Origin of the sequence: Chryseobacterium sp. R2ACT005 (assembly GCF_049949215.1) — a bacterium.
In the GTDB taxonomy this organism is placed as follows: domain Bacteria; phylum Bacteroidota; class Bacteroidia; order Flavobacteriales; family Weeksellaceae; genus Chryseobacterium.
Map to the genome: position 1 here is coordinate 4,833,501 of NZ_CP188192.1, position 19,432 is coordinate 4,852,932.

The 19,432-nt window shown below is 36.5% G+C and carries 13 protein-coding genes; 4 read left to right on the forward strand and 9 right to left on the reverse strand.

All coding sequences use genetic code 11. The features are described 5' to 3' along the window. Position 1: 1 nt before the first annotated feature. The 8 genes from ACPF63_RS22240 to ACPF63_RS22275 form a co-directional block, all read right to left on the reverse strand. Positions 2-1,222 (reverse strand): PepSY-associated TM helix domain-containing protein, encoded by a 1,221-nt coding sequence (locus tag ACPF63_RS22240; RefSeq protein WP_426481360.1) that lies wholly within the window; start codon positions 1,220-1,222, stop codon positions 2-4. A gap of 51 nt (positions 1,223-1,273) precedes the next feature. After that, complete coding sequence (locus ACPF63_RS22245) at positions 1,274-3,388, reverse strand: TonB-dependent receptor (RefSeq protein ID WP_426481361.1); 2,115 nt, start codon at positions 3,386-3,388, stop codon at positions 1,274-1,276. Then, complete coding sequence (locus ACPF63_RS22250; protein ID WP_426481362.1) at positions 3,388-4,587, reverse strand: PepSY-associated TM helix domain-containing protein; 1,200 nt, start codon at positions 4,585-4,587, stop codon at positions 3,388-3,390. The genes ACPF63_RS22245 and ACPF63_RS22250 overlap by 1 nt, the downstream gene beginning before the upstream one ends. Before the next feature lie 39 nt (positions 4,588-4,626). Further along, positions 4,627-6,786 (reverse strand): TonB-dependent siderophore receptor, encoded by a 2,160-nt coding sequence (locus tag ACPF63_RS22255; protein WP_426481363.1) that lies wholly within the window; start codon positions 6,784-6,786, stop codon positions 4,627-4,629. A 33-nt stretch (positions 6,787-6,819) separates the two neighbouring features. After that, positions 6,820-9,027, reverse strand: a complete 2,208-nt coding sequence (locus ACPF63_RS22260) for a TonB-dependent siderophore receptor (RefSeq protein WP_426481364.1) — start codon at positions 9,025-9,027, stop codon at positions 6,820-6,822. 151 nt (positions 9,028-9,178) lie between these two features. Then, positions 9,179-12,253 (reverse strand): preprotein translocase subunit SecA, encoded by a 3,075-nt coding sequence (gene secA / locus ACPF63_RS22265; protein WP_426481365.1) that lies wholly within the window; start codon positions 12,251-12,253, stop codon positions 9,179-9,181. Between the two features lie 123 nt (positions 12,254-12,376). Then, positions 12,377-12,598 carry a DUF2795 domain-containing protein gene (locus ACPF63_RS22270; protein WP_002662059.1) on the reverse strand — a complete coding sequence of 74 codons (222 nt, stop codon included), beginning with the start codon at positions 12,596-12,598 and terminating at the stop codon, positions 12,377-12,379. Between the two features lie 136 nt (positions 12,599-12,734). Next, the gene (locus ACPF63_RS22275; protein WP_426481366.1) at positions 12,735-13,763 is read right to left on the reverse strand and encodes a GDP-mannose 4,6-dehydratase; all 1,029 of its coding nucleotides are present in this window, start codon (positions 13,761-13,763) and stop codon (positions 12,735-12,737) included. An 89-nt stretch (positions 13,764-13,852) separates the two neighbouring features. Here ACPF63_RS22275 and ACPF63_RS22280 point away from each other — a divergent pair, with 89 nt between their 5' ends. Together ACPF63_RS22280 and ACPF63_RS22285 are read left to right on the forward strand one after the other, a co-directional pair. Then, entirely contained in the window at positions 13,853-14,650 is a 798-nt protein-coding gene (locus ACPF63_RS22280) for a DUF2797 domain-containing protein (protein WP_426481367.1), read from the forward strand. A gap of 31 nt (positions 14,651-14,681) precedes the next feature. Beyond that, positions 14,682-17,333: a hypothetical protein gene (locus tag ACPF63_RS22285; RefSeq protein WP_426481368.1), complete on the forward strand. Its 2,652-nt coding sequence runs from the start codon at positions 14,682-14,684 to the stop codon at positions 17,331-17,333. A gap of 111 nt (positions 17,334-17,444) precedes the next feature. Here ACPF63_RS22285 and ACPF63_RS22290 read toward each other — a convergent pair whose 3' ends face one another. Next, on the reverse strand, positions 17,445-17,795 hold the full coding sequence (locus tag ACPF63_RS22290; RefSeq protein ID WP_047379955.1) for a hypothetical protein: 351 nt from the start codon (positions 17,793-17,795) through the stop codon (positions 17,445-17,447). A gap of 175 nt (positions 17,796-17,970) precedes the next feature. Between ACPF63_RS22290 and ACPF63_RS22295 the strand changes: the two genes are divergently transcribed. Together ACPF63_RS22295 and ACPF63_RS22300 are read left to right on the forward strand one after the other, a co-directional pair. Beyond that, positions 17,971-18,165 carry a hypothetical protein gene (locus ACPF63_RS22295; protein WP_047379954.1) on the forward strand — a complete coding sequence of 65 codons (195 nt, stop codon included), beginning with the start codon at positions 17,971-17,973 and terminating at the stop codon, positions 18,163-18,165. 121 nt (positions 18,166-18,286) lie between these two features. Next, positions 18,287-19,333 carry a PA0069 family radical SAM protein gene (locus tag ACPF63_RS22300; RefSeq protein WP_426481369.1) on the forward strand — a complete coding sequence of 349 codons (1,047 nt, stop codon included), beginning with the start codon at positions 18,287-18,289 and terminating at the stop codon, positions 19,331-19,333. Positions 19,334-19,432 lie beyond the last annotated feature (99 nt).

The following is a 19,432-nucleotide window of genomic DNA, read 5'->3' on the forward strand; positions in this document are numbered from 1 at the left end:
TTTAATATGTTAAGCTGTTTTTAACGGTTTTTTTCTTTTTTCTACCCCACCAGATCATAAATCCGGTAACCGGAAGAGAAGCACAGATAAGACTTACGATAAAGGCAATAATCTTAGTAGGAAGGCCCAAAATAGCACCTACGTGGATGTCATAATTGGCACTCACCGCTTTTTCTCCAAAATTTTTGTCCTTCGGATCATGAGTGTGCAGCAATTCTCCAGAGTTTTCATCAAAGATTAAGCTGCTGCTTTTATGATAAGAATAAGAAAGATGTTTCACATAGACCTCAAAGTTGGGATGCTCGTGATCATCCATATGTGGGTGGCCTAAATCTATAGCAAAACCATAGGAATCAGGATATTTTGTCTGTACTGTATTAATGATTTTATCCAATGTACCTTCTGTTCTCAGCTCAATAGGAGCCTTTGTCTTGATATGGGAAAAGTCCGGGTACTTTGTTTCTCCTCCTGAAAAGATGACATAGATCATCGCCTGAACGACAAAAAATGCATAGAAAAGACCTGTAATGGAGAAGATCAAAGCAAAAATAGATGCATAAAAACCCAGCACATTATGAAGGTCATAGTTCTTACGCTTCCAGCTTTTAATGTTTTTCCATTTGAAGGCAAAACGCTGTTTTCTTGCTGCTTTGTTCTTAGGCCACCATAGAATGATCCCGGAGATCAGCATAATGATAAAAATAATAACGGGAATACCTACCACATAAGTTCCCCAATCCTGTTTTAAAAGGTAGCTCCAGTGGATCATTTTTACGATATTGAAGAAACCGTTTTTTTCATCATAAACTCTTAGTACTTTCCCGGTGTATGGGTTTACATAAGCTTGTTTATAGATAGGAAATTCATCAAAATAATTCCAGGCATCCGTATTATGTTCGTACCAGAAGAACATATAGGACATCTTTTTGTCAATAGGAACATTTACCCAGTGAATCGGATATTTTTCCTTGACCTGTTCTGCAACAGCTTTTTCCATTACTCTGATAGGAAGTACCTGTTTCTGTTCTATATTTTGCTCCTGATGATAGATAACATCTTTTCGGGTGATGTTTTCCACTTCGTCCTTAAAAACGTACAAGGCTCCGGTGATAGAGATAATAAAGATCAGAAAACCTATTCCCAATCCGAACCAAAGGTGAAGTTTGGCAGACCATTTCTTAAAGAATCCCGGTTTCTTTTTATGATGATGATTTTTCTTCATATAGCAGTAAAAAGTAAAGCAAAGATATGCTTTACTTTTTATTTAGTTTAATTAAAATTTGTATTCAATCATAAATGTCCCTCTCAATCCAAGAGCATTCGTAAAGTCACTGTCTCTTGCTGTCCACCATGAAATGGCAGGCTGATATACTTTATTGAAAAGGTTTTCAATTCCTAATGATACCCTCCAGTTGTTGTTAACCTCATAGCTTGATTTGAAATTGAAAACGGTATACTCAGGAACATATCCTTCTCCATAGGCATATAATCCTGTTTTTGCATTAGGCTCGAATCTGTTTTGCTGGAAAGAATGAAGCATATCTAAACCAACTGATAATGCCGGAACAGGTCTTGCCTGTACATAAGCCAGAACTTTAGGAGCAGAAATTCTGCTGTTATTGATTTTTGCTGAATAATCACCATCATCTTTTACAGAAGTAATGCCTTCCATCCAGCTGTAGCTTCCTCCAAACTGAATCCATTTTGTAGGAGTGAAGTGTAAAAATCCTTCCACTCCGTATACAATTTCGGGAGATCTCTGAATCATCAGCGCTCTGTCCGGGCTCTGTACAAATGATGCTCCTAGTTTGGATGTACTCACATAAGACGTAAGTTCATAATTCAGCCAGCTGGAAAGCTGTCCTGTCGCCCCCAATTCATAATTGTTAACAATAATTGGTTTCGTTTCCAGGCTATTAATCGTTTCAGAAGTTGAGGTTCTCAAAATTCTGCCTAACTCATTGATGGAGTAGGCTTGAGAAAAACTTCCGAAAAGGTTGATATAAGGTTCAATATTATAACGTACTCCGATATTTCCTACCAACGCATTATAGCTCAGTTTTCCGCCGGCTACAGGAATGCTTTTGGTGAAAGTTCCGTCACTTTTAAGGGTAGAAAGCGTGTTGAAATCATCTACATTCACTTTGATGTTTTCGTAACGAAGACCTCCTTTGATGGTAAATTTTTTGAAAAGATCAATTTTTGCCAATACGAAAGGAGCGATATTGGTCATGCTCATATTAGGGGTCCAGAAACGTCCGTCTTCCAGTTTTTGTACGGTTTCATCATTCAGAATATCAGCTCCGTAGATGATTTCTCCCTGTGAATTCGGAGAATTCCATAGTTGGGTATCCAGGTTGATTCTTGCCCCCTTTTTATGGGAAATAACATTGGATTGCCCACCATTGAAGAATGTGTCACTATATCCGTAAACGGTTTTAAAATCCTGATAATAAAGATTAATATTTAAAGAAGTTCCTGCAAACAGATTCTTATTATCATAGCTCACTCTGATATTGTGGTTTTTCGGAGTTCCCTGAGGTGTGGTTTCCAACCCTTTTCCTATTCCTTCACCAATGGTAGGCGTGATGCCGTATTTTCCTGTTTTCAATCCTACATTCAGGTCTGATTTTGAAGAATAACCAATATAAGAAGCTTCAATTCTTTGATTCTCATTGATATCATATCCTATTTTCAGCAATCCATTGTAGTTGTCCATCTTGGCAATGCTGTAAGTAGGGCTGATCAAAATGCCATCTCCATCTTTTGTATATCCCGTTCTTTCGTAGGCTAATGAAAGGGTATAGTCAAATTTATTGATTTTTCCGGATAAAAGCTGGCTGGCTCTTACTCCTAAAGTGCCACCGTAAGGCTGTCCTGTAAGACCGATCTGTGAAACCCCAGAAATTTTTTTATCTGTTTTGTTTCTTTTCGTAATATAATTGATGATCCCTCCATCTGCTCCGTTACCATAGATGGACGAAGCTCCTTTGATGACTTCAATTCTTTCGATTGCAGAAGGGTCTATAGTCCTTAAGTCTCTTGCTCCGTTACGAAGTGGGGTAGACTGTGGAATCCCATCAATCAAAACCAAAACCTGACGCCCTCTTAACGTCTGCCCTGTGTTGGAAGTCTGCCCGGAATTTGTTCCTAAACTGGGAACGGTATACTGCAGGATGCTTGTAATATCTGAGTTAACAGTCAGCTGAGACTGAATTTGTTTTTCTCCTACAACTGTAATAGAGCTTGGAACCTCCTTTATATTTTCCTTTTTTCTGGAGGCGGTCATTACAACCTCGTCTACATTTTTAGTTTGTAGAGTATCCTTTACCTGAGCAAAAACGGTAGTAGTTCCTAAGCAGGCAGCTGATAAAAGCGCTTTTTTCATTATATTTTCTTTCCTTTTTTCTTTCTTTTTCCCCACCAAACCAGGAATCCGGTTACAGGGAGTGATGTACATGTGAGGCCGGCAATAAACCAAATGATTTTTCCAATGATTCCGAAATAGGATCCGGTATGGATATCATAATTGGCGTTGGAATATTTCTCGGCAGTATTGAGCTTGTGATGAGGTTTGTTGGCCAGTAGTTTTCCGGAGTATTTGTCAAATGTCAGGATATTTCTTTCACTATATCTTCCATCCAGTCCGTAAACGGTTACCGGAAGGTTTTTCAGTTCTTTTCCTTTTTTATTCTTTCCGTTCAGAGTAATTCTGAAGCTGGATGATTTTGCATACAGTTTTTCTGTCTGTGCCGCAGCCAGATCAAAAACAGCTTCATTCTTAACCGTAAGGGAGTCCGGTGATTTTCTTTCTTTTTCTTTTGGAAGTTCCCATGAGCCGGATAATGCAAAAGTAAAAGTGTTTTTTACATAAGGATAAGCAAAATAAAGCCCTGTAACACTTAAAAGCAGGGCAATAAATGATGCATAAAAACCAAGGATATTATGAAGATCATAGTTTTTACGCTTCCAGTTTTTTACATTTTCCCAATTGAACCAAAAACGTCCTTTTCTGGCATTTTTATTTTTAGGCCACCATAAAATAATTCCTGTAATCAGCATGATAATAAAAAGAACAGTTGGGATTCCTACAGTGTATGGCCCCCATTCTGAATTGAGCAGAAGCCCCCAGTGGATATATTTCAGAATATTGAATACATCATATTTTTCATTATATACCGCAAGGATTTCTCCGGTATACTGATTGACATAAGCCAGCTTATTGATGCGCACCTGCTGAAAATAGTTCCATCCTTTTTTGCTTTTGTCATAGTATTCAAACTGATAGGATTTTGTTTTGTCCAAAGGAATTTCTACAGCGCTTATCGGATACTTTTCATTAAGTTCCAGAGATACTTTTTCACGAAGAAGGTTAATTGGTAAAGGCTTTTCGCCGATATCCTCTTTGTTCAGATAAATGGCTTCTTTGCGTAAGCTGTTCTGTATTTCATCCTTAAAAACATATAAAGTCCCTGAAAGAGAGACGATAAATACAATGATGCCAACGGATAGACCAAACCACAAATGCAGTTTGGCAGACCGTTTTTTTGAAGGAGTTTTCTTTTTATGATGATGCTTTTTTCTCATAGCAAAAAGTTAACCCCGTGAGGGGCTAACCTTTGATTTTTAAAATTTATATCCTATTGATAATCTCCAGTTACGTGGAGCATTGTAAATCCAGGCATATTCGCCGGTATCTCCTCTGTAACCGCTGTAAAGCTTTTTGTTAAGGACATTATTCAACATTAGATTGACATCGAATTTTTTAGCAACATAAGAAACCCCGAAGTTGGTATCAAAATAATCCGGAAGGCTTTGATCTTTCGCGGCATTTACTCCAAACCAGGATTGTCTTCCTCCCTGATACTGATACCCTGCTGAAATTCCGAACCCTCTCATAAGACCATTTTCGAATCTATAGTTTACCCAGGTATTTTGTACATTTTTTGCATTCCCCGGAGACTGGATTCCAATTCTTGTAGGATCTGTGTCTTTGATGGTCTTTGCATCTGTATAAGCATAGTTGATAATAAGGTTCAGCCCTTTGATGATCTCTCCTTTGATATCAGTTTCAAAACCTCTTGCTCTTTGCTCGCCTGTAGCAACCTGAAATGCAACGCCATTGTTTTCATTTGCATTTCCTGATACAAGAATATTCTGTCTTCTGATCTCATAAACCGCAAAAGTAGAATTCCATTTTCCTCCGAACCAGTCTTTCTTTAATCCGAATTCAATATTCTGTCCTCTGAAAGGATCTGTAATCAATGTTTGATTGATTCCAGTTCCGGATTGTGGAACAAAAGTTTTGTCATAGATACCGTAGGCTGAGAAGTTTTCATTAATAGAATAACTTATTCCTACTCTTGGTGTAAATTCACCTGCTTTATCTGGTACTATAGGAGTGCCAGGGCTTAGATTAGGATATGCAGAATAGGTTTTTCCACTTGTATATCTTCCTGCTAATGTTAATCTTAACTTATTGTTAAACATTTCAATCTGATCCTGAGCGTAATAAGAAGTATATTTTACTCCCTGATCATTATAAAAAGGAGCAGATTTGTTTAATCTATAAAAATCAGAAGAAGGAAGTTCCGAAGGATCCACTCCATAATTCACATTATAAATGTCAATTGGAAAAGGTCCTCCTGTAAAAGATGAAAAATCTGCCTTGTATTTTCTGTCTCCGTAATCAAATCCTGCAATTATTTTATGAACAATATTTCCTGTATTAAGCTTTCCTCTTACATACGTCTGGAAAATATGATTTTTTCCTTTTGCCTGCCAGTTGCTTAATGTTCTGTTTAAAACATTTTTATTGGCTGGATCAAAAGTTCCCCACCATGAACCTCCATCATAATTCAGGTCCATATAAGCATACTGTGTACTCCAAACCCAGTCTTTGAACAGTTTCTGGTCTAAGCTTAAGAATAAACTCTGATCTTTTACTTCTGTTTTCTTGAAATTAGGATCATTAAAGTTGGTATGTACGTTCAGAGAAGCATATCCATCGTTAGACATGAGATAAGCTCCGGGTTGGTTGAATTTTAAATACTGATAGTTGTATTGAGCGGTGAATGTAGTGGTCTTTGTAGGTCTGAAAGTAATGGAAGGAGCAACAATAATTTTGCTTGTTTTATCATTTTCAACCCATGAATTATTAGAGCTACCCATTAAATTAATACGGTAGTCTAAAACACCGTCTTTTACAAGTACTCCATCCAGATCAGCTTCTCCTCTGAAAAGGTTATAACTTCCCGTAGTGAAACGTACACTGTTGGCAAACTTTCCGGTAGGCTTTTTAGTTACAACATTATAAAACCCGGCAGGATCTCCCATAGAACCCATAAATCCGGCTGGACCTTTTACAAACTCTATTCTGTCTATGATAGAGGCATCAGGATTGATTGGCCCCCAGGTAGAAGAAACATTCATTCCGTTCATAAAAGTGGAAATACTAGCACCTCTCATGAAAACATTGGAGTATACATTATCCCAGTGCTCCACTTTTCTTGCCCCACTTACGTTACGGACAATTCCTTCAGACATGTTCAATGTAAGTTGATCAGCAAGAACCTGAGAACTTACAGACTGTACATTTTGAGGAAGCTCAAGAATAGGCGTCTGGATTCTTAATGAACCTGAAACCTCATTCAGTTTGTACTTCTGATAATATCTTCCGCTTACAACTACTTCTTCAATATCGTTGGATTTGATGGTGTCTTTTTTTTCCTGTGCAAAGCTTAACATAGATGTTAATAATGCAGCTCCTATTGTTATTCTTTTCATTGTTTATAAGGAGAGTAATTTTACTCTAACAGTTTAAAATTTATAAGTGAAGCTTCCTAATACGTTAGCTAGTACCTGAGCATTGGCAGTTGTATACCCGCTCCAGTAATGTTCGTTGGTAAAGTTGTCTACCTTTACACCAATTCTGAATTTTTTAGTATCATAAAACGCGTTAGCATTCAGTACCAGATATTTTGGAAGGATGAATGTACCCATGGTTGTAGAGTTCACAATCTTGTTATCACTCGCATAGTTTCCTCCAACTCCGAATCCAAGACCTTTTAATTTTCCGTCTAAGAACTGATAACTTGCATTGAAATTAACCAACCATGGAGATGATGCTGTAGCGGGTCTTCTTCCGATAACCGTTTCATCAGCTTCTGTATATTTCATATCGTTGTAGCTTACTCCGGCGATTACAGAGAACCCTTTGATCAGATAAGCATTTGCTTCCAATTCTACTCCTTGGCTTCTTAATAATCCAGCCTGGTTTTGTACAGCCTGTCCTGTTCCCGTCATTTCACCAGTATTTAGGAGCGTATTTTTTACCTGAATATTATAGTAGCTTAAAGTTGTAGTAACTCTTCCTTTGATAAGATTTGTTTTGAAACCTCCTTCAAATTGATTGGCTCTTTCAGGAGTTGAAAGTGCTACATTTCCTGTCTTATCTGAAGTATAATATCCATTTACTGAAAAACTGTTCTGATAGTTTCCGAATACGGATAATTTCTCAGGGAGTATTTGATAAACGATACCAAATTTTGGTGACCATGCTCCCTGGCTGTATGAATCAGTAAGTTTCTGTCCGGTTTGTCCTCCTTTAAAATTTACACTTTCGTATCGTACTGAAGTAAGAATATTAAGACCGGTTACGGGAGTAATTACATTGGAAATATATCCACTATAGGTATCTTTCTTACCGCTGCTTATATAGGCGTTGTTTTTCTCAAAATCAGGCTGATTTCTCAGATTATCATACATTGCCCCCAATGTCTGTCCATTCATATTAGAATAGTCTGTACCTGTGAAAGGAACCCAGTCAAAATTGGTAAACATAAAGTATTGATTGTCATTCAATCTCATATAATCGAAACCCGCTACAGTTCTGTTTCTCACGCTTCCGATGTTGAAATCAAAATTAAAGTTCTGCTGAACCTGGAAATAAGTTCTTTTACTGTCTTTAGTTGACTGGTCAGCTCTTACAATTCCCAATTCTGTATCTGTAGGAACTCCTGTTACCATTCCTTTCGGAGCAAAATAGAAGTATGGGTTAAATCCATCTGAGTAAGAATATGAAGTGCTTACATTGGTAGAGGATTTAATGTGCTCATTAATTTTATAGTTAACCTGTCCAAAGAAGTTTCTTGCTTTACCAACAGTTTTAAGCCCTTCTCCTGTGTAAGATTGCTTATAGTCATAACCAAGTTTTTCCAGTTTATCCATGCTGTCTGCACCAAGCTGCGCACTCGGAACATAAAAGAAGAAAGCTGTTTCAGGATATGAATTGGTTTCAAACATTTCCAGTTCCGCATTGATCTCTAAATTATCCGTAGGACGGTAAGTAATGGATGGGGTAAATGCATAGAAAGAATTCTTTGCATTGGTTCTCTGGAAGGTTCCCTGGTTTGTATAAGCTGTATTTAATCTGAATAATAATTTTTTATCTTTTGTAAGGGGAGCATTTACATCTGCCTGTACTCTGTAATAGTTATAGCTTCCTCCTGCCAGAGAAACGGCGCCTGCAAAAGTTTCAAATGGTTTTTTGGTAACTCTGTTGATAACACCTCCATAAGATGTCACGTTACTACCAAATAATGTGGCAGAAGGTCCTTTTAACACTTCAATTCTCTCCACATTGATAGCGTCCATAGAAGTTGTAATAGGAGCTACCATACCATTTCTGATAGAGTTTCCGGCCACAAAACCTCTTAAATTAAGATAAATACCTCCATCTCCGGCTCTGTTTGTTGCACTCCACATTTTCTGTGCACCTGCCACATTTCTGAAAGCATCATCTACGGTGAATAACAATTGATTTTCCAATACTCCTTTGTCAATAGAAGAATATACCTGTGGATCCTCTATTGCCTTCAAAGGCATCTTATTGGAGTATTCACTGTCTTTCTTGACGTATGTATTGATAATTACTTCATCAATGCTTTTAGTGGCTAATGAATCTTTTTTTTGGGCAGAAACCAGCATTGTTCCCAGAGCGGAAGCACAGATCAGTACATTTTTCATGAAAGTCAAATTTTTTGCAAATATATTATTTTTAACTGTTCTAAATAAATAATAAGATTGATATTTATCATAAAATTATTACATACTGAATAACAAAAAACCGCTATGACCAATGCCATAGCGGTTTTTAGATGATATTATTAAATTTTTCTTAAGCTGGAATTTCTCCTTTGTATAAGAAAGAAATAATTTCTTTGTTTAGTTTGTCGATCATTTCGCTGAATAAGTGGAAAGATTCCTGCTTATAGATTACCAATGGATCTTTCTGCTCGTAAACAGCTCCTTGTGAAGATCTTCTTAAATCATCCATCTCACGAAGGTGAAGTTTCCAGTTTTCATCAATGATAGATAAAGTGATGTTCTTTTCGAAATCGTTCACTAAACTTTCACAATGTGTATCGTAAGCTTCTTTAAGATCAGCAACAATAGTCATTGTTTTGTGTCCGTCTGTGAAAGGAACCTGGATCATTTTGAACATTGAACCTTGATTTTGGTATACATTCTCAATGATTGGGAATGATTTTTCTTTCAATAGATTCAGTTTCATTCTGTAATCTTCCTGAGCTGCGTTGAATAAGATATTCGTCAGATCCTGAACATTTTTATTATTAAAATCATCTTGGGAAACCGGAGATTCCATTGTAAATGTTTTAATGATTTCGTATTCAAAATCTTTATAACTTCCTGAAGCTTTTCCTTTCGCAACGATAGAATTGGAAACATCGAAAATCATATTCGTAATGTCATACTTCAGGTGGTCTCCGAATAAAGCATTCTTTCTTCTCTTGTAGATTACGTCACGTTGTTTGTTCATTACGTCATCATACTCAAGAAGTCTCTTTCTTGTTCCGAAGTTGTTTTCTTCTACTTTCTTCTGCGCTCTTTCAATAGATTTGCTGATCATAGAATGCTGAATTACTTCACCTTCTTTATGACCCATTCTGTCCATCATTTTAGCGATTCTCTCAGAACCGAACAAACGCATAAGGTTATCTTCAAGAGATACATAGAACTGCGAACTTCCCGGATCTCCCTGACGTCCTGCTCTACCTCTTAACTGTCTGTCAACACGTCTTGAATCGTGTCTTTCAGTACCGATAATAGCTAAACCTCCAGCTTCTTTTACTTCTTTTGAAAGCTTAATATCCGTACCACGACCTGCCATGTTCGTTGCAATAGTTACAACTCCCGGCTGTCCTGCTCCTGCCACGATCTCAGCTTCTTTCTTGTGAAGCTTCGCATTCAATACCTGGTGAGGAATTTTTCTTAACTGAAGTGCTTTTGAAAGCAATTGTGAAATTTCAACAGAAGTTGTCCCTACAAGTACAGGTCTTTTTGCCTCTGTTAATTTTTCTACTTCTTCAATTACAGCATTATATTTTTCTCTGTTAGTTTTGAAAACTAAATCCTGTTTGTCATTTCTTAGAATTGGACGGTTTGTTGGGATAACCACTACATCTAGTTTGTAGATTTCCCAAAGTTCACCAGCCTCAGTTTCAGCTGTACCAGTCATCCCCGCAAGTTTATTGTACATACGGAAATAATTCTGAAGCGTGATTGTTGCAAAAGTTTGAGTAGCTGCCTCAATTTTTACATTCTCTTTCGCTTCAATTGCCTGGTGAAGACCGTCTGAATAACGACGACCCTCCATGATACGCCCTGTCTGCTCATCAACAATTTTTACTTCACCATCAATCACCACATACTCGTCATCTTTTTCGAATAATGTATATGCTTTCAATAGCTGGCTCATTGTGTGAACACGCTCAGACTTTTCAGCAAAGTCCGCAAATAGTCTTTCTTTCGCTTCAAACTCCTCTTCTTTAGAAAGGTTTTTAGCTTCTACTTCAGCAATTTCAGTCCCGATATCAGGAAGAACGAAGAAGTTATTGTCAGAGTTTCCTTGAGACATATACTCAACCCCTTTATCAGTAAGGTCTACCTGATTGTTTTTCTCCTCGATAACGAAGTAAAGATCTTTATCTACAATCGGCATGTCACGGTTGTTGTCCTGCATATATTGCGATTCAACTTTTTGAAGCAAAGCTCTGTTTCCGCTTTCCGATAAGAATTTGATTAATTGTCTGTTTTTTGGAAGACCTCTGTACGCCTGAAGCAATTTAAATCCACCTTCTTTTGTATTTCCTGCAGCGATTAATTTTTTTGCTTCGTTGAAAATAGCAGAAACGGTTTTCTTTTGTACTTCAACAATTCTGTCAATAGAAGGTTTAAGAACATCAAACTCCTGTCTGTCTCCCTGAGGAACCGGACCGGAAATAATCAATGGTGTTCTTGCATCATCTACCAATACAGAGTCAACTTCATCCACGATAGCAAAGTTCAATTCTCTTTGTACCAATTCTGAAGGTGAAGTTACCATGTTATCTCTCAGATAATCGAAACCAAATTCATTGTTCGTTCCGTAAGTAATATCTGAGTTGTATGCTTTTCTTCTTCCGTCTGAGTTCGGCTGGTGGTTATCGATACAGTCGATAGACATTCCATGGAACTGATAAAGAGGACCCATCCATGCGGAGTCTCTTTTTGCAAGATAGTCGTTCACTGTTACAACGTGTACTCCTCTTTCCGGAAGTGAATTTAAGTAAATAGGTAATGTTCCTACCAAAGTTTTACCTTCACCGGTTGCCATCTCGGCAATTTTACCACTGTGAAGAATAACCCCTCCGATAAACTGAACATCATAGTGGACCATATCCCAAACTACTGGAGTTCCGGCAGCATCCCATGAGTTTTTCCAAACAGCTGTGTCTCCCTGAATGCTCACGAAATCTTTTCCTGCATCAGCCAGTTCTCTGTCCCAGTCACTTGCCGTTACACGGATCTCTCCATTCTGTGCCCATCTTCTTGCCGTTTCTTTGATCAATGCAAAAGCTTCGGGAAGAACCTGAATAAGAACTTTCTCTTCAATTTCGTATGATTCCTTCTTTAGAGACTCAATTTTTGAAAAAAGAGCTTCTTTTTCGTCAACATTTGTTGAATTTTTTATCTGCTCTTTTATCTGTTCTATTTGAGCTGTGATCTTGCTGGTTGCAGATTTTATATTCTCTTTAAACTCAGCGGTCTTTTGTCTCAAACCATCATCCGACAATTGTTGAATGTTAGGTTCTACAGCCTTGATTTTTGTTACAACTTTTTTTACTTCTTTTAGGTCCTGCGCTTTTTTGTCTCCCAAAAACCCTTTAAGAACTTTGTTTAAAAAACTCATAAATTTTTTGCTTTATGCTTAATGCAAAATGCTTTAAGCGTTTTAAATAACACTTATCGTGTAGATTAATATATAAAAAGGGCAAAAAAGCTCTAAGCACGCAGCCTAAAGCTTATCGCTTTATTAATATTCGTCCTCGTTCCAAAGGAAATCTTCGTCAGTAGGATAGTCGCTCCATACTTCTTCGATAGATTCATAAATCTCTCCTTCGTCTTCGATTGCCTGAAGGTTTTCTACTACCTCCATAGGTGCACCAGTTCTGATTGCGTAGTCAATAAGCTCTGCTTTTGTCATTGGCCAAGGTGCGTCACTTAGATATGAAGCTAATTCTAATGTCCAGTACATAATTTTCTAATTTTTTGCAAAAGTATAAAAATAGGTTGTATAATAAACTTTTTTATACTTGATTTTCAATTCTTTTTATAATTTTTTCTTATAAACGGCTGTCACAAACTGAATGGCAGCTATGTCAGCAATTTACTTATTGTCGTTTTCTCAAAAACCATTCCACAAATTTTTTTATGCCATTTTGGAAGTCTGTGGCAGGTTTGTACCCTATTAAATCCTTTGCTTTTGTAATATCGGCATTTGTTTTTGTGACATCTCCCGGCTGCATTGGCAGAATTTTTTTGATGGCAGTTTTTCCCAGTACATTTTCTATAGTAGAAACCATCTCGGATAAAGTGATCACCTGGTTTTCTCCGAGATTAAGAATCTCATAAACCCCGGAATTATTTTCCAGGTAAAGGATAGACTTGGTAATTCCGTCAATAATATCATCTATATAAGTATAGTCTCTGGCGGTACTTCCATCACCATAGAATGGAATTTCCTGATCCTTTGAAATAAGCTTTACAAACTTGTGTATTGCGAGATCTGGTCTCTGTCTTGGCCCATATACAGTGAAGAACCTAAGCTGGATCATATCTATATGGTATAGATTGTGGTAAACATGTCCTATGACTTCACCACTTTTTTTAGTAGCTGCATAAGGAGAAATAGGATTATCTACATTATCTGTTTCTGCAAAAGGAATCTTTTCATTGTTTCCATAAACACTTGATGAGGAGGCGCAAATAAATTTTTTGATATTAAAATCCTTACACAGTTCCCAAAGGTTCATAGTACCTCTTACATTGACTTCCTCATATTCTAAAGGACGCTCAATGGAAGGACGTACACCAGCAAGTGCAGCCAGATGAATCACCATGTCGATATGGTGGTTTTTAAAGATGTTTTCAAGACCTTTCTGATCCCGGATATCCTGCCAATAGAGGGAATATTGGTCAGAATGAGCAAGTGATACTAAATGACGGATATCAGTCTCTTTGTCTGAGTATTCAAAATCCGAAATTTTACCAATTGACTCTAAAGTATTTTTAATTTTTACCGGATAATTATAGAAATCATCAAAATTGTCAATGTTTATGACAGAATGTCCATTTCTTAATAATCGTTCAATTAAATGAGATCCGATGAACCCACTACCGCCTGTTACAAGATAAACCATTTGTATTTTTTATGAGTACAAAAATATAAATTTTACTTTTTGAAAAATATAATCATTAAATTTACTTAAAAAAGTAATATAAATATAATATGCAGTTTCAAGGGCAAATTTTAAAGATGACAAGCTACGATGCAAAGCCAATCCAATACTATCTCAATCTTTCAGGAGATCTGGTTCATATGAATGAGTTGATTGGAAAGGAGTTAAGCATCAGGCATACCGGATTCCAATGTGTAAACTGTGGGGAAAACAAGCCTATTTACAGGATGGGATTCTGCAAAAACTGCTTTTTTGAAAGTCCTTATGCAAGTGATACCATTATCCGTCCGGAGCTTTCTACAGCACATTTAGGAGTTGCCGAACGAGATCTGGAGGTTGAAAAACAAATTCAGCTTCAGCCGCACACCGTCTATCTGGCTTATACCGGAGATGTAAAAGTAGGAGTAACAAGAAATACTCAGATTCCAACACGATGGATTGATCAGGGAGCAACTTTTGCATTGCCTATAGCAAGAACCGAAAACCGGTATGAAGCAGGAATGATAGAAGTGGCTTTAAAAGAACACCTGGCAGATAAAACCAATTGGAGAAAAATGCTGCAGGATGATTTTGAAGGGGAAGTAGACCTTGCGGACTTCAGACAAAAAATCAGAGAATATTTTCCTGAAGATTTTCAGAAATTCTATAGAGATGGAGAAGAATTATGGATGTTCGATTATCCTTTTGAAAAACCGGAAAAGGTTACTTCATTTACATTAGATAAAAAACCTGAATTTACCGGAAGGCTTTCCGGCATCAAAGGACAGTACCTGGGATTTGAAGGAGGAAACTTTATCAATGTAAGAGGACACGAGGGATATGTAATAGATCTTGAAATAAGAAATTGATTGATGTAAAATAAAAACCAAATCACAAAATATGGGAAAATGGGTTAAAAGACTATTGATAAGTTTCGGAATCCTGGCAGGAGTTCTTCTGGCTGCGAATTTCGGACTGAATATATGGCTTAAAACCCAGCTTCCAGAGTATATAAAAAAGAATACTGACTACAAAGTTTCCTACAAAACCCTGGATGTAGATTTAGGAACAGGAAATATCTTCTCCTCAGGAATTTCTGTCAACAGTAAAGATCCTCAAAACATAGACGTTATTGGACTGCAGGGAACTATTGATACCCTGAAAATAAGCCGTTTTGGGATTTACGATGCTATTTTTAATAAAAGAATAAGCTCCTCTGATCTGTTGCTGGCAAAACCTAATTTGAATGTCATTCTCGCAAAACCTGTTGATCGTAAAACAGGAAAAAAGAGAAACCCGTTTTTGTTTGAAAATATCAGGATCAGCAACGGGAAAATTGCCATTTTCAAACATACCAAACAGAAATTTTTGTCTGTACAGCAACTGGATCTTTTTGTAGAAAACTTACAGATGACAGAAGAATCTGTTGAAAATAAACTTCCTGTAATTTTCGATCGATACAGCATTAAAGGAGAGAAATTCTTTTTCCGGCCTAATGAAACGTATGCTATTACTATCAGTAGTATCAATACAAGTAATAGGCAGATGTCAGTTGGAAATTTCAGACTGACTCCGCTTCTTTCTTTTGCTCAGTTTAAAAAGTTTTATCCCCAAAAGACTCAATTATTTGAATGCATCATTCCCAAAATGGAATTCAAAGATGTGGTTTTAACTAAAAATAAGGTAGCACTTACCAACGCGGATTTTCAAAATCCAGCTTTTACAGTATATAAAACAGGAATAAAAGCTAAAAAGAATGAAAAAAAATCAAATTTTGAGGTTGATTTAAAAAATATAAAACTAAATAATGCCATAGTTCAGGTCAACAAACCTGATGGTAATACACTTTTGTCTGTCGGAAATCTTAACTTAAATATTAATGAGCTTAAGTTTGATAAGGAAAGTTCAGAACAGGTCATTCCTATCGGATATAAAGATTTTCTGCTTTCGGGAAGGGATATACTATATTCTAATCATCAGAATATTGCAATAAGAAGTCTTGCCCTGAAGCCTACAAATGGTGAAATTCTGGACGTTGTATTGACACCAGGTTCTTCCCCAGCTGGAAAAACAACAGTTAATTTAAAAACAAATCATATTGCTTTTAATATCAATAAGCTGGAATTTGTTGATAAAAAACTCAATCTGGATATCAAAGATGTTCTTGTTGATAATGTAAACGGAACGCTCAAAGCAGGGGAGAAGAAGCAAAATAAAACTTCTGAGCCAGGTATTATACAATCTGTTATTGTAAGGAAAATGTCTTTGAAAAATTCAAATATTACCTATGATAACGGAAAAGAGCCATTGAGTTTTCATGATTTGAATGCCACAATAAATAATATTGAGTTATCACCCAAAGCCAATCAGCAGGGACTATCTTTTAAGGTGAAAGATTATTATCTCACCACCCGGAACTTTGCTTACAAAACACAATTCTATAATATGAGTTTAGGACTGCTGAAGCTTAACAAAAATAAAGTTCAGATCAATAATTTTGCAATGAAACCTCTTGTTTCGAGGGCGCAGTTTATCAAAATGATTCCTGTGGAGAGAGATCTGTATGATATAAAAGCCGGGCAAATAACAGCAGAAGGAAACTGGGACCTGTTTTCTCATCATAAAATGATAAATGCTTCCCATGTCATGATCCAGTCGGCAGATGCCAATATTTTCAGAAGCAAAATTCCGAAAGACGATCCAAAGGTAAAAGCTTTGTATTCCAAAATGCTGCGTTCTATTAAAATTCCGATGACAATCAATAATCTTGATATTAAAAACTCAGTATTAGTATATGAAGAAGATACTCCAGAAAGTATGGGGCCCGGAAAACTGATCTTCAGTAACTTTAATATGAATGTCAGAAACCTGAATTCTGCTAAAATAAAAGGAAAATCCACAAAAGTAGACATCAAAATCAATTGTTCATTCATGAACCTCTCACCACTTTCCGTAAACTGGAACTTTGATGTTGCTGATAATAACGATAATTTTGCAATTTCCGGAAAAACCACCAATCTTCCAGTCAGTGGTATTAATCCGTTTATCAGGCCCTACCTTCATGTGACAGCTATTGCGGGAACAATTCAGGAAATGCTCTTTAATTTTAAAGGAAACCCTGCCGGATTACACGGAACCTTTAATCTTAAACATAAAGATCTGAAAATTGCCGTACTCAATAAGAATAATCATGAGGAAAAAGGCTTCCTTACGGCCGTTGCCAATGTTTTTCTAAAATCAAATTCGGGTAATTTCCCCGAGGCTGTTACCGTAGAAAATGTAGAGCGTGATCCAACAAAATCTTTCTTTAATCTGTTCTGGAAAGGAATTGAACAAGGATTAAAGAAAACCCTTATTGGTAAAAATGTAGAAAAGACAGAAAAAAAGGTAAAAGAGGCAGTTTCTTCTGTGAAAGAAATGAAACAATCCGTAAAAGAAATAAAACAGGAGATCAAAAATAAAAAAGAAGCTCCCAAACCGGAAGCAGAAGAAAAAGAAAAGAAAGGCTTTCTGAATAATATTTTCAAGAAGAAGGAAAAATCTGAAGAATAATTCTTAAACCATTAAGATTGACCCCATTAATTGATGATCATATAAGCAGATGTCTTTTTTAATTTAAAACAACCTTAATGGTTTAAAAAATTAATATAAGTATAGATTCAGTTAAAAGTTGAATTCGTCACTTTCCAGAATGGGAATATCTCTTAAAAATTTATCAAACTCTTCACCGGGATAATTGCTGTCCGCCCCGTAAGAGTCTATAATCATTCCACGGTTTCCGGCACCATCTTTTACGACATAAAGCACCGCGTTGTCATCAGGATTGCTGTCTCCTTCAAAACGATATGTTTTTAAAATTACCAGTTCTGCAGGCTGATAAACTTTATCAGAATTTTCAAACTTCATTTCACATTTTTCGTTCATTCTGAATTCTCTGTGTATTCCTCTTTCAGAAAGCGTTTTCATGACTTCACTTAAAGTTGTCATTGCATCAAAATTCCCTGAATTTTCCATAATAATATTTTTCTTGTTAAGTACAATAATTAAACCATTGCAATCTTTAAATATAAGAAAAATAGTGGATTGTAATTTTCCTAAAAATAAAGTTTAATGTTAACAAAATTTATAATTTAAAAAAATAAAATAGGTATACTTTTTGCAATGCTAACAATATTAAATCAATGAAAATATGAAAAAAGAAGTTGGAGTTCTACTGGCAGGAGGAGTTGGTCTTTTGGCAGTATTAAGTTTAATCAGCATCAAGAAAATATTGACTAAAAAAGATAAAAAATATAGTGATTCCTATTCGGATTATCACAGACACTTTGATGAAAAGAATCAAGAAGATGAAACTCATGGAGTGGAATTTTACGCACTGAAGTAGTAAAAAAATATATTTAATTATGTTAAATCCAACGCTTTTGAAAGTGTTGGATTTTTTTGTGGAAAACTTTAATGTTAAAACTCATTATTTTATACAAATTCCATTCTAATTTTACAAAGGAATGCAAAACGAAAATTTCATAAAAGGTCAGGGCGCTCAGCGAAACGTTATTAATCGTTTCGACAGATATACCTATGAGCCTGAAGATGAAGATTTCGAAACAGTAAAAACCTCCTTCACTGAAGTTTTTCCCAAAACAATTGTTAATCAGGTGAAAAGCGAAGACCTTCCGATGGAATATTCCATGAATCCTTATCAGGGATGCGAACATGGCTGCTCTTACTGTTTTGCAAGACCTACCCACGAGTATTGGGGATACAGTGCCGGGATTGACTTTGAAAGAAAGATCATGGTAAAGAAAAACGCTCCCGAATTACTGGAGAAATTTTTTCAAAAAAGAGGCTATAAAGCAGCCCCAATTCTGCTATCCGGAAATACAGACTGCTACCAGCCCGCCGAAAGGCAATTTGAAATCACCCGAAAACTCCTGCAAGTTTGTCTTGATTACAGACATCCTGTCAATATTCTGACAAAAAATGCAATGGTACTAAGAGATCTTGATATTTTAAAACCCATGGCGGAGCAGAACCTGGTTTCAGTTTCTTTAAGTATTCCCACCATCAACGAAGAACTGAGACGAAAGATGGAACCCAGGACGAGTTCTGCAAAAAATAAATTGAAAGCCGTAGAGATTCTCTCCGGAAACAATATTCCCGTACATGTGATGGTTGCTCCCGTCATTCCCGGACTCAATAGCGATGAGCCGTTGAATATATTAAAAGCGATTTCCGATGCAGGTGCTTCAGGATTCGGATATACCCTGGTGAGATTAAATGATACTGTTGAACCTGTTTTTGTGAATTGGATAGAAACCCATTTTCCGGACAGAGCACAAAAAGTCTTAAATCTTATCCGCTCTATGCGGGGTGGGAAGCTTGGTGATAAAAGATATTTTGAAAGACAAAGGGGAGAAGGTAACATCGCTGAAATGATTCATACAACCTTTAAGATCGGCAGAAAGAAGTTTTTTGAAGGCAAAGAATTTCCAAAACTCTCAACGGCCAATTTTACTGGGACCCGTGATCAACAATTGAGATTGTTCGATTGATTACGACATCCGGGTTGATCCCACCTATTATATATAGTATAAAAAGGAGCTATTTTCAACATTGTTGTTCTTAATAAACTTTCCACTGCTCATGTTTCC

Coding starts and splice junctions, on each gene's coding strand:
- ACPF63_RS22240 (WP_426481360.1), bottom strand. CDS start 1,222: ATGAAGAAAAATCATCATCATAAAAAGAAACCGGGATTCTTTAAGAAA.
- ACPF63_RS22245 (WP_426481361.1), bottom strand. CDS start 3,388: ATGAAAAAAGCGCTTTTATCAGCTGCCTGCTTAGGAACTACTACCGTT.
- ACPF63_RS22250 (WP_426481362.1), bottom strand. CDS start 4,587: ATGAGAAAAAAGCATCATCATAAAAAGAAAACTCCTTCAAAAAAACGG.
- ACPF63_RS22255 (WP_426481363.1), bottom strand. CDS start 6,786: ATGAAAAGAATAACAATAGGAGCTGCATTATTAACATCTATGTTAAGC.
- ACPF63_RS22260 (WP_426481364.1), bottom strand. CDS start 9,027: ATGAAAAATGTACTGATCTGTGCTTCCGCTCTGGGAACAATGCTGGTT.
- secA (WP_426481365.1), bottom strand. CDS start 12,253: ATGAGTTTTTTAAACAAAGTTCTTAAAGGGTTTTTGGGAGACAAAAAA.
- ACPF63_RS22270 (WP_002662059.1), bottom strand. CDS start 12,598: ATGTACTGGACATTAGAATTAGCTTCATATCTAAGTGACGCACCTTGG.
- ACPF63_RS22275 (WP_426481366.1), bottom strand. CDS start 13,763: ATGGTTTATCTTGTAACAGGCGGTAGTGGGTTCATCGGATCTCATTTA.
- ACPF63_RS22280 (WP_426481367.1), top strand. CDS start 13,853: ATGCAGTTTCAAGGGCAAATTTTAAAGATGACAAGCTACGATGCAAAG.
- ACPF63_RS22285 (WP_426481368.1), top strand. CDS start 14,682: ATGGGAAAATGGGTTAAAAGACTATTGATAAGTTTCGGAATCCTGGCA.
- ACPF63_RS22290 (WP_047379955.1), bottom strand. CDS start 17,795: ATGGAAAATTCAGGGAATTTTGATGCAATGACAACTTTAAGTGAAGTC.
- ACPF63_RS22295 (WP_047379954.1), top strand. CDS start 17,971: ATGAAAAAAGAAGTTGGAGTTCTACTGGCAGGAGGAGTTGGTCTTTTG.
- ACPF63_RS22300 (WP_426481369.1), top strand. CDS start 18,287: ATGCAAAACGAAAATTTCATAAAAGGTCAGGGCGCTCAGCGAAACGTT.